The organism is Mesorhizobium sp. M1078 (genome assembly GCF_040318615.1).
Classification (GTDB): Bacteria; Pseudomonadota; Alphaproteobacteria; order Rhizobiales; family Rhizobiaceae; genus Mesorhizobium.
The window spans coordinates 1-11,049 of the sequence record NZ_JAMYMP010000067.1 but is presented as its reverse complement, the minus strand read 5'-3'; the positions used below and the strand labels follow the sequence as shown (position 1 = coordinate 11,049).

Sequence of the window (11,049 nt, the reverse complement as noted above, 5' to 3'; positions counted from 1 at the left end):
TCAACATGGACGACCTGCGCGAGCACAAGAAGCTCGCTCTGCGCCAAGCCGCATGACCAGCATCATGGCCGCCCCATTTTGCAGAACTTGACGCACACAACCTTGCGCAATGCATGCTCTTCGGATCGCCGACCTGTATTCAGGATGCCGCTGCGGTGACTCTCGATGAGGCGGTGACGCAGAGATGCGTTTCTTTTCGGACGCCCTTCTGCCGTTGATGTTGACCATTGCTGTGCGGATGTTCGCCGGGATATGCGTGAACCTTATCGTCCGCTGCGGCGCTCAATTTGCTTGGGGTTCTTGGAACCGTTCCGAACTTTCTTCTTGCGCCTCCGATCGAGTTGCGCGTGCTCATGCGGGGCGCTGAGGTGTCTCGATCCGCAGTGGCGCGGCCATTATGCGACGAAGCCTATCAGCTTAGTTGAAATTTGTCCCCAGCGGACGGGAACGACGCTTGGCCATGTTAGTTGATGTGAATGGAGCAGCTAAGAAAAGATCTGGCATTGCTTACGCGACCCGGCTTCTGGATAGCTTTCGGCATTTTGTTGCTGCTTTACGGGATTCAGGTCTTTTTTCTAATTCGGGCATGCCAATGCCTTTAGCCTGGAACATCGATCCCCCTAGCTGGAACGCGGTCTGTCCATCTCCCGGCGGCTGCGCCGATAGCGTTGATCAACGATATATTCATTTATAAGCCTGCTATTCCCGGGGATGCCGAGGTTGGCAGCGCCTGCATCGTTGAATACGCACGTGGCGCTCCCCTCAAGGTAGGTGGTTACCATTCTCGCGCAGCCGGTGAGCATTGGAGCCCGCACTGTGTTGGACGTGCGCTCATGCGTCGGGAAATTTCTTATAGACAGGGGAGGGTCTGTCAGGCTGGAAAATCACAAGCTGCCCCGCGAATGAGGAAGCAAAAAAGGTGCAAGACCAGATCGATTTCTTCCGGGCAACTCGGTCCTCGCATCATCGCCGATCAGCGGCCGTACCGTCGAGAACCAAAATGCGCACGATCTCAGCCGGTCGGCCTCGCCAAAACATCCGGACTTCCGGACGGGACAGTCGGTGCCGCGTCTCGTCCTGTGGCCCGCGCTATGCTGACGCTCCTACGGTATCCCGTTCACCGCCCGCGGCAGGAGGGCGAATTTCCTCCGTCCTGCGCGCGACAACCGTCCACTGTTGCGGCCGCACGCAGGACTGCGGCTTATACGCCGTTCTTCCTTTGAGCGGCGTCCAGTTCGCAGGGCTAAATCACCATTGGTATGCAGACGAGCCTCTCGGCGTCTGGACAGAGATCAATTGCGCTTTGCACCAGGGTTCCTGGATCGTAAGCTCCAAACACGCTGCAGTCGCCTGATATGGTCCACTACGTTGGCCGGCTCATACGGCTTCGCAAGGTGCGGGCCTTGCTGACAAAGGTCGCCCGCCGCGATCGCAGTTCGTTCTACTGCGGCAGAAAGCACTATTTTGACCTCGGGCTTGTTCTCGCGAACCCACTTCGACAGTTGGAACCCGTTCATGTTGCCCGGCAGGTCAACGTCACACAAGACGGTGTCCACACCGAACTCCGCATAGTTCAACGCTTGCTGCGCCTCACGTGCGAAATGGGCCTCAATCACCCTGTAGCCACAGTGGCGGAGATAGTCCGCGATGACGCATCGGGCGATGACGTCGCCGTCAACCACGAGGATCGTTTGGCTCTGTTGGTTCGGGGCTTCCATTGACGGAGAACGGTCAGCAACCGGCAGGGTTCCAAGCATCATGACCTGCGCGGGATGCCGACCGAAGATCGCGGCGAGATCCTGCACGAAATGATCCCTGCCGGCGGGCGCATTCAATTCAGCGGAGCGATGCCGCACTGGTGACGCCGTTTGCCACCTGGTCGACGAGACGGGCTAGAAGGCATGGTCTCGAAGCTCAAGGGCAGTCCATATCGCAGCGGCAAACGAGCGCTTGGCGCAAGATCAAGTGCTTTGAGGAAAAGGAAATGCAAATCACGGTGCACAGCGCGAGCGCGGCAAAGCTACCCAGGTGATCATGGCTGAAAAGGGCCTCTACAAAGGCGGCGCACTCGTCAACTTCAATGCCGATGAGCGGCAAGCGCTTTGGGATCGTGTCCAGGGCAAGGTTGGCGGCCCGGTCCCGAAGGGACATAAAAAGGAAAAGGCCGAGTGGCTGAAGCCCGGACTGGTTGGCTGGGTCGAGACCCTCAAAGGCGAAGAGAAGCTGCGGCACGCAAGGCTGCTGGATTTCCGGGAGGATGATGCAAATGGCCATGCCTAAGAAAGATCAGGAACGCGCCACCTACGCCTGGATGTACGGCGCCCAAGCGCGCAAGGATGGCAAGGAGCGTGAGGTGCCAGCTTACTGGCAGGAACATGCCGACGCGTGGCTGCAGGGCTTTGACGGTGTGGCGATGGACGGTTTTGGCAAGACCAAGACCGTCAACGACGAGATGGAGGCCGAGGTCGACGAAGCTGCCGTCGAGCGCCCCGACGAATAGCCATTTTGCCGTATGCCGTATGGTCGTTTTTAATTGGAGAAGGGTTTCGTTGGGCCTATAAAGATTGCGTTTACCATTGCCTTTTTAGGGAGAATGCGATGGTTGCAACGCCCATAGAAATCGCTCAAGCCGCTACTGCGACTACGGCCACCTTGCTGAAGTGGCAGAAGTCCATGGAGGAACGCGCCACGTTTCGCCAGAACATGGATCAATCGCGCAGGGCGATTCAAGCCTCACGCGATCTGCTGAAGCGCCTTCGCCAACGTCATCGCGACGACATGGCGGAAAGTTCGGAAAATGCCAACCCGTCTACTGTGCCGATATCGCAACGCGCCGGCAGCTAGCGGGAGGCGACCAGAGCCGATGTGAAGGAGAAAGTTTCAGTGGGCTGTTCCTGGGGTCGGCAACGAAGTTTAAGCCTTGTCAACCAGCGACTTTTTTCGCCCGCGTGGAAGTGCCACATGTCTTTCGACAAGGCGCACGTGCTCGGCCTCGACAGTCACCAATGGCCGGAGGCTGACGGTTACCTTGTCCCCGTCGATGCGTGTGACAGGGCCGATCAATTCCATATGCTGGCCAATCACAGTCTTCCAAGTCGAATCGACAACAGAATGCGGGAAGTCGTAGGAGGGGATCGTCACGCTCATGCGATCGGGCGTCACCCGGCCGCGCACAATCGCCGTGACTGCGACCTCGTCGCCAACTTTGATACTTCCCCGAGCGATGCCCAAGACTTTGGAGCAGCCGGCGCCGGCGTCAAGATGAGGGGGAGCTAATAAAACCCCTCCGCGCCGCGATTGTGACGCGGGGCGATCCGATCGCCGCCAGCGACTTAGCAGACCAATTGACGACAGCGGCCGAGAAGCCTGGCATCCCTGCCGACCAAATCAACGGCGAAATCGAACGCGCCTTCGAACTGTGAGAGAGGGCCGGGGCTGTGGCCGGCTGGCTTGCGGTTAATATCGACCACAAGCTGAATGGACGAGGCGACGAGGTCATCAGCCTTGCTGGTTCCGACGTCGACGTGCTTGTGATCCCCACGGATGAAGAGAGAGCCGTGGGGATCCAGCTGCTATCTGTGCGCCCTCAAGCTTTGTCGCTCGTGCCCTGAGCGCCGAACCTGATGCTACTCGCGCGGCGGGTGTCTCGACCTGTCAGGAGTTCGGCGGCAGCAGCATGGTCCGATAGCCGGCCATCAAGGCGATCAAGGTTGCTGCAACCAGCGGCAACCAGAACTTGATCGGTCCGGCAATACTGCCAGCGATGCGCGGCCGATGCCATCAGCACCGTCAGGAGCCAGACCTCCCACGGGTTGAAACCGCCCCATGGGTCAATCGTCCGGTTTGGCAACAAGGGCAAGATGATCGCTGTCGCAGCCGTGCGGCAAGACATATTTGCGGCGGTGTTCCTCCGGCAACGAATCGTCTCAGCTAGTTGTGGAGGTGCGACAGTTGAAGTCCAGGCTGGTGCTCCACGCCGGATAACAGCGATTCCGCCGATCGGAACATGTCCTCGAATTCCAACTCGTTTTCAAACACCACGCCGCCGACGCTGATGGTCAGCGTGTCCGCGGTTCCTTTTGGCGCGAAATAGGCTTGGGCCACGCGCGCCCGGATACGCTCGCCGATCTCCCTGGCGTCGTCTTCTGTCGCACCGGGCAGAAAGACCCCGAACATGGAGGTTCCGATCCGGCCCACCAGATCTTCCTTGCGTACCGATGACTGGATGGTCGAGGCTATGAGCCGCAAGGCTTCGTCACCCCAGCCAAGGCCGAAGCGCAGATTGATGGACCTGATGTGTTCGGGATGAATGACCAGGAAGGCGCCAGATCTTGGACCAGACGATTCCGGCCTGGTTGCTCTCCTTTCAACCATCGACGTGAAGACTGTCCGGTTGAGGCAGCCTGTCAGGCTGTCAAAGGTCGCCGACTTGTTGAGTTCTCTTCGATAACGGACGAGCTCGGTCCGCTGCAGTCCAATGAACAGGAAAAGTGGGCCACCGACGATGACCGGCAACAGGATCGCAGTGACCATGCTGCGGCCGAAGGGCGTCAAGGCTTCCGAGAACAGAAGCAGATAATTTAGGCCAACCGAGAGGAGCAGAATTCCCGCCGATCCCAGGGCAGTCAGCCATGCGATATCTTTCCATTGCCGGGGCGAGCTATTCGCCATTGGTGTCATCATTAGCCAATCTCCCGCCTGATCGGCTGTCATAAGGCCAAGGTGCTGCACTTTCAGTTTCGAGGAAACATACAATTTTAGTAATGGCGCAATCACCTACCATCGGCCCGAAATCAGCCCTTCAAAAGCAAGGCTACGGTGGCAAAAGCAACGACACCGAATTATCGGCTATTGCGGCGGACCGAATATCCCCATCTGCGCGTCTCTGGCCACTGCCTCCGCCTTGCCGTAGATGCCACTCGCCAGGGCCGTCGCCCAGCCATTGGAAACAAGCCAGGCGCCGACATCCTGCTTGCCCAAGCTGCACGGTGCCGCAATGGCAAAACGATCGATTTCCGGCGGCACGACGCATTTCAGCGCCCGGCCGCGCAGCCAGGAATTGAACGTCGCGCGCGCACGCTGGCCGCAAGGCCAGGCGATGCCACGAAAGGAACAGGTCTCATCCAGGTCAATGCCTTGGATCCCGCTGATGGCTACCTTGCGCCCCATCGATTCGAAGGTTGCCGACGAGGTGGCAACCGGTTGGTACAGCAGGACCTCTTTCCAATCCTTTGGCATTCGCATCCCTGCAGGCGAAGCCAGACCAAGGTCGCTGAGCGGCGGGCGCGGCTCGACCCGTTCGATTTGCGCCGGATCAAGCTGTGGCGGCGCGATAAGGTCCTGAGCAATCTTGCGTGCCCGTCCTCGCCATGGCGTATTGGCGACGGTCGCAATTGGTCGCAGTGGCTGGCTATCGTCGATGGATTGACGCGACGCTGGTATCGGCCGATCGATGGGAAGCAGATCGGCGGCCCGCATGATCAACAAGACCCCGGCCAGGAGGAGCAGGCTTCCGAGCGCTATCAAGCGATTGTGCCTCAGCCAGCCCATCAACTCAAGCAAGGTTCCTTGCCCCTCAATACCCCGATGTCGATTTGGCGACCAGCTTGAGTGCACCCTTTTGAACCTGATAGAAGGGCATGGATCGCTCACTGGAGCCATCCGCCCGAAACCGGAACAGGCCGGTCGATCCGCGAAATCCGCTCCGATTCTCGAGCACCTGCTTGCTGAAGCCGTCAGGCCCGGCCGAACTTGCAATTCCTGCTGTCAGGGCGACCATATCATAGGCGTAGGCGACATTGGCGTCGGCTGGATAATTGTAGGTCGTCTTGAAGCGGTCGGCGATCGGGCCGGTTTCGGTTGGGTCGAGCGTGGCGATGTAGGAGCCTTCAAACAGCGGCTCCATCGGATGTTCCAGCCAGCGGTTGGTTCCAACGACGGCAATTGCTTTTCCAGGAATGCCTTTCGTTTTGAGCGCCGCAAGGATCTGCGCCGGATTGTCGTCGCCGCTGGCGATGATGATGGCATCGGGAGCCTCGACCAGCGAGCCCATATCATTGACCACTTTGGTGCCGCCATCGCCGGCCGGATACGGAATGGTGACGGCGAGCGTCGCGCCATAGATGCTGAGGCTGTTGGCGACCCGCTTTTCAACCGCGCCGGCATTCGCTCCTGCCGCAACGAGCAACACGAACTTCTTGCTGCCTTTGGCCGCCAGGCCGGCTGCGCCCGCGGCCGCGCTGTCGGCCTCGTTGAGGCGGACCGCATAGACGCCTGGGCCGCCAGCGAAATTGTCGGCCAACGCCAGCACCGGCGGCCGCTTCGATCCCGACAGCTTGGCTATGTGCTGCGCGGCCGCGAGTTCGACCGGGCCGATGACGATCTTGGTTCCAGTGGTGATCGCCTTCACAGCCAATTCGCTGGCGTGCGCGCTGTCGCCCTGGGTGTCCTCGACCGTAACCGTGAGCAGTGCGCTGCCAAGGTCGGCCATTGCCAGCTTGGTCGCATCGAGCATCTTCCGGCCGTTTTCGCCGGCGTTGCCCGGGGCCGACAAAGGCAGCAGCATCGTGACCTTCGTCGACCCGGTGCCGAGCGATCGCGTGGCTTGGGCCGGGCTGGCAGCGGTGCCGGCGGCCGGCGCTCCGGGTGCGGCGATCGCCGCCTGGTCGAGCGCGTCCGAGACGCTGCCTTTCGACTGGCAGCCCGACACTATGCCCGCTAACGCAAAGACGATCGCCCACGTCCACGAACCGTGTCGCTGCCGGCCAGAATCCATGATGCCTCCCTCATATCCCGCCGGGTATTTGTCCCGGTCTCATCCGTTCATCTTACGGCAGACTTGCCTCGCCGTCTTTGCAATTGCTGGATTATGGCTCAGCCGTCGAAAAGTCTTGCCCGGAGCGCCTTGATCATTCTGGCTTGCCCGGCGCTTCGATAGTCCGTGCATTTCATGTATCGCGGGCCCGGCACGAACAGCCGGCGCACACAAATACGCCTCGCCGGGGCAGGGGCACCATCCTCTCCTGCTGTCGGGAATGCGGAGAATCCGAACGTCGCCACCGGCAATGGCCCGGCCACCGCAAAACCTTCTCTCGCCAGGATTGCACGCGCACGCCGGCAGTAGCGGACCGAAAGTTCGGAGAACCGGGTTTCACCGTGCCCGGCACGATACTTCATGACGGTGGTGCAGAGATCGCCTGCGGCAAGGCTGTTTGCCTGCGCCAGATATCTGACGCCGAGCGCGATGTTGGTCGCCGGCGCGCCAAGCTCGTCGAGCGAGCATCGAAAGCCAAGCATTCGCGCCGTCGCCGGCATCACTTGCATCAACCCGACTTCACCATCGGCGCCGTGCACATCGGGATCGAATCCGCTTTCGATCTCCATCACCGCGTGCGCCAGCACCGGCTCCAGGCCGTAGAGCGATGCCTGGCACGTCGCGAACGCCTTGAATGTCTCGCGCGTCCATTCGGAGGCGGCGTCGCAGCGAACCGGCCGCCTCAAGCCGAACGGTGCTGGTCTCTCCAGGCTAGGTCGTTCCAGCCAGTTGGCGCAGGCTTGAGTGGCAAGCTGGCCAAAACCGGTCAATGCGATCGCTCCGGCGATCGCCCTCGTCAATCGTCCGCCGACCATCGGGTCAGCCAACCGGCACTGCCGGATCCCTTCCGGTCAGTTCATGTACTCGACCATGCGGTCGTGGAAGCATTCGCACTTGTTGAGCGTGTCCTCGTCCTTGTAGTTCGTCTTGAGGTAGCCATAGGCCATGCCGCAGGCGACCTTGGCTTCCGATGCCCAGACGATGGCAGGACGGGACGAATTGATCCATTCCGAGCTGTTGGCGACGGCCACCGACTCGTCCATCAGCTTCACCACCTCGGCCTTGAGATCGACGATGTTGTCGGTCAGCACCAGGTTCGATGTGCCGACGGTCCGGCAATAGTCGGCCACCGGCCCGTCGATGATGTCGGCGGCCTGAAGTCCTGTCACGCACATCGACAGCAGCCCGGCTCCGAAAGCCACTCGCAAAATTCTGTTCATGCTTCTCACCCCGTCCCTTTCGCCCTTGTCATTTGTTCTGCCGCATTTATGCGAACGCCAAATGTTCCCATTTGGCTGCAAAATGCTAGGCCACGTCCGTCTTGGTGCCGTGGCTGTCATCGTAGAGTATTTTGACCGCATCGGCGGCGCTGTGGAAGGTGTAGTTCTCCAGCACGGCGACCGTATGATAGTTGTCGCCGCCGCCGTCGGTATCGACCTTGACCTCGGCATTGGCCGCATTGGCCGAGGACTGCGCGATCTCCACGAAACCGTCGCCTACGAGATCGGTGACGCCGGCAAGGCCCTTGAGCAAGGAGGAAAGATCGATCTTGTCGCCATCGTGGAAGTCGGCGATCAGGTCGGCGACCTCCAGCGAGCCGATGGCAAAGGTCTTGCTGCCGTCGGAAGCGATGGCCGGCTGCGCCGGGGCGGCGAGCGAAGTGTCGAGCTCGACCTCGACGTAGTTGCCGGTCGTCCCGTCGGCCATCTGGAAGGTTCCATTGCCGGTCACGGTTTGCCCATCGATTTCGCCGACAGCGGATGTCGTTGTCGTGCTGATCGAAGTAATATCGTTATGGGCGAGGTTCGACAACTCCCCGGCGTCGCTTATGCCGTTGGCGTTGGCGTCTTTCCAGATCAGCAGGCTGTCGAATGCCGCGTCGCTGTGGTCGATGACTCCGTCATGGTTGCTGTCGAGCGAGGCAAGTGCCGCCGCGCCGCTGGCGAAGTGGCCGCCGCCGAAGCTCGGCGTGAACAGTTCAGTGCCGTCGTCGACCTTGCCATCATGGTTGAGGTCGATGGCCAGCATGCCGTCGTTCGACGTGTTCCAGGCGACCTGGTCCTTCGTTCCGTCGCCGTTGATGTCGAACTGGACACCGTGGTTGAGGTCGGAGAAGGCGAAGCCGTCATGGTTGAGGTCGAGGATGATGGGATCGACGGCACCATTCGTGATGAGGATATTGAGGTTGGCAATGGCGACGCCCGTCAGCTGAACCAATGTGCCACCGGCATTGGTGGTGGTCTGCTCATAGACATAGGTATTCCCGTTTCCAACGAAGGCCACGGTCGTGCCAGCGCCACCAATGTCGTTCGCCATCAGATATTGAACTGCTGCTGCCACGCCGCCTGCCGTGTTGAGGCTCAGCGCATTTGCGTAAGTGTTTGCGTCATCGAAAGTGATGATGCCATTTGCACTGATCGCGTCCGACTTGATCGTTTGCCCGGCGAACGTCAAGGCCGAGTCGGTGCCGTTGAACCCGGTGGTGGTGGCAGCTGCAATTGCGGCGACGCTGAAGTCGAGCTTGTCCGCTGTTCCGCCAACGCCCCAGTCGGTGATGGTGTCATAGCCTGAGATCGTGCCGGCATCAGCCGACCCACCGATGACCGGTGTCGAGTCGCCAGTTCCGATCACGAAAGTGTCGGCGCCGGTACCGCCCGTCAGCGTATCTTTGCCGAGGCCTCCAGTAAGCAGGTCATTGCCGGCGCCGCCGTCGATGAGATCGTTGCCTCCGCGGCCGACGATTATGTCGTTTCCGCCGTTGCCAGACAGAGTATCGCTGCCGGAGCCGCCATATATCTGATCTGCCAGCAGGGCGTTGCCGCTGACGGTTATGCCAGGATTTCCGGGGTCAAACACCTCCAAACCAAAGTTGAGCATCCGGGCCTGTTCGTTACCTGGGGTGATGTCATCGTATTGGATGTTCCAGGTTTCGCCAGCAGCGACAGGATTGAGAGCTATGTATTGGGCGAGCGTCTGCGACGGATTGGTCGTATTGATTATTGTATCGAAGTCGACGACGGTCTTCATCAATTGACCGTCGAACAGCCACGTATTCGCATTCCCGTCGGTCGTGGATACCGCCTGGAATTTGATTCCGTCTACGTAGATGTAAACATTGACTTGGGCTTCGAGATCGTTGCCGTTCTGATCTCCCGCCTGGATTGGAACGGAGTACCCGGACCGATGCTGGAAATCGGTTTGCAGAGTAATCGAGCCAGCGGACGGATCATTATTTACGGCATTCACGAATGATGCATTCAGAACAAAGTCTGCATCTGCGTCATTGCCAGACGTCAGCGGGCTGTTTTGACTACCCTGGATGTTGCCAGTTGGCCCCGGAACGCTGGTTGGCGGGACTTCGTGGATGCCGACCGTCTGGACAGTCGTGATGGTGCCATCCGAGACATTCAGCGAAAAGCTGGTGTTGACCGTATCGGTGACCGCTGCAGTTGGCCGGTAGACCAGATCAGCGAGTCGGTTGATGCTGGCGGACGGATTGTAGAGCACCGTGCCGGCTGTCAGGGCGACATAGCTCGAGCCGTTGTAGTAGAACACGCCGGTCGGGATCGTGCCCGTCGCGGTGACGATAAGGTTGTCTCCATCTGCATCCGTAGGGGTCGTGATCAGCAGAGGATACCCATTGGGATAGTTCGGCGTACCCGAAGTTTGCTGCGCCGGGTCGCTAGGCATCCAGTTTTCGGTGTTGGCGACAACCGGTGGGTCATTGGTGTTCACCGTCAGCGATACGGTGGCTGTCGAGGTGTCGCCGTCGCCATCCTTGATCGTATAGGTGAAGGAATCCCCGCCATTGTATCCGTTCGTCGGTGTGTAGGTGAATGTCCCATTATTGTTGTAGGTAACCGTGCCGTGCCCCGGCTGGGTGACAGTTACCTGACCGGCGACTGGAGCATTGTCCGTGTCGACGCCGTCGGCGCCAAACACGTCATTGGTCAAGAGACCGGTGAGGATTGTCGCGCCGGTGACGGTCAGGCCCCAGGTGTCATTGTTGGCGGTCGGCACGTCGTCGACGATATCGATGACGATCGCCGCCGGGGCTGACGAGGAGGTGCCGTCCGACACGGTGAGCGAGAAGGTCTCGGTCTCGGTGACGGCGGGAACGTCCGTGGTCGGACTGGTCAGCGTGTACTGGTAGGTCGCTACGCCGGTTACCGCGTTGTAGCCGGTGATCAGCAGCGTGCCGTGGTCGCCCGGGAAGGTCGAACCGTTGAGGCTGC

The 11,049-nt window shown here is 60.1% G+C and carries 11 protein-coding genes; 3 read left to right on the top strand and 8 right to left on the bottom strand.

All coding sequences use genetic code 11. The features are described 5' to 3' along the window. Window positions 1–1,292: 1,292 nt before the first annotated feature. Entirely contained in the window at window positions 1,293–1,805 is a 513-nt protein-coding gene (locus NKH38_RS32675; protein ID WP_352446253.1) for a response regulator, read from the bottom strand. Between the two features lie 229 nt (window positions 1,806–2,034). Here NKH38_RS32675 and NKH38_RS32670 point away from each other — a divergent pair, with 229 nt between their 5' ends. The 3 genes from NKH38_RS32670 to NKH38_RS32660 all read left to right on the top strand — a co-directional run bounded on the left by NKH38_RS32670 (window position 2,035) and on the right by NKH38_RS32660 (window position 2,844). Further along, the gene (locus NKH38_RS32670; RefSeq protein WP_023729558.1) at window positions 2,035–2,280 is read left to right on the top strand and encodes a hypothetical protein; all 246 of its coding nucleotides are present in this window, start codon (window positions 2,035–2,037) and stop codon (window positions 2,278–2,280) included. Then, the gene (locus NKH38_RS32665) at window positions 2,273–2,500 is read left to right on the top strand and encodes a hypothetical protein (RefSeq protein WP_245263537.1); all 228 of its coding nucleotides are present in this window, start codon (window positions 2,273–2,275) and stop codon (window positions 2,498–2,500) included. The genes NKH38_RS32670 and NKH38_RS32665 overlap by 8 nt, the downstream gene beginning before the upstream one ends. Before the next feature lie 98 nt (window positions 2,501–2,598). Continuing rightward, window positions 2,599–2,844, top strand: coding sequence for a hypothetical protein (locus NKH38_RS32660; protein ID WP_023670916.1), 246 nt, complete (start codon window positions 2,599–2,601; stop codon window positions 2,842–2,844). Between the two features lie 69 nt (window positions 2,845–2,913). On the opposite strand, the gene NKH38_RS32655 is transcribed toward NKH38_RS32660, so the two are convergent. The 7 genes from NKH38_RS32655 to NKH38_RS32625 all read right to left on the bottom strand — a co-directional run bounded on the left by NKH38_RS32655 (window position 2,914) and on the right by NKH38_RS32625 (window position 10,894). After that, entirely contained in the window at window positions 2,914–3,147 is a 234-nt protein-coding gene (locus NKH38_RS32655) for a hypothetical protein (RefSeq protein ID WP_348524906.1), read from the bottom strand. Window positions 3,148–3,930: 783 nt separating this feature from the next. Next, window positions 3,931–4,683 (bottom strand): GGDEF domain-containing protein, encoded by a 753-nt coding sequence (locus NKH38_RS32650; RefSeq protein WP_023754503.1) that lies wholly within the window; start codon window positions 4,681–4,683, stop codon window positions 3,931–3,933. Window positions 4,684–4,848: 165 nt separating this feature from the next. Next, window positions 4,849–5,562 carry a thermonuclease family protein gene (locus NKH38_RS32645; protein WP_245264002.1) on the bottom strand — a complete coding sequence of 238 codons (714 nt, stop codon included), beginning with the start codon at window positions 5,560–5,562 and terminating at the stop codon, window positions 4,849–4,851. A 13-nt stretch (window positions 5,563–5,575) separates the two neighbouring features. Then, the gene (locus tag NKH38_RS32640; protein ID WP_023729552.1) at window positions 5,576–6,775 is read right to left on the bottom strand and encodes an ABC transporter substrate-binding protein; all 1,200 of its coding nucleotides are present in this window, start codon (window positions 6,773–6,775) and stop codon (window positions 5,576–5,578) included. A gap of 98 nt (window positions 6,776–6,873) precedes the next feature. After that, on the bottom strand, window positions 6,874–7,383 hold the full coding sequence (locus tag NKH38_RS32635) for a transglycosylase SLT domain-containing protein (protein WP_502896696.1): 510 nt from the start codon (window positions 7,381–7,383) through the stop codon (window positions 6,874–6,876). Window positions 7,384–7,665: 282 nt separating this feature from the next. After that, a complete protein-coding gene (locus tag NKH38_RS32630; protein WP_352765603.1) occupies window positions 7,666–7,989 on the bottom strand; it encodes a hypothetical protein in 324 nt (107 codons plus the stop codon). Between the two features lie 130 nt (window positions 7,990–8,119). Beyond that, on the bottom strand, window positions 8,120–10,894 hold the full coding sequence (locus NKH38_RS32625; RefSeq protein WP_352765599.1) for an SPM autocatalytic domain-containing protein: 2,775 nt from the start codon (window positions 10,892–10,894) through the stop codon (window positions 8,120–8,122). Between the last annotated feature and the right edge of the window lie 155 nt (window positions 10,895–11,049).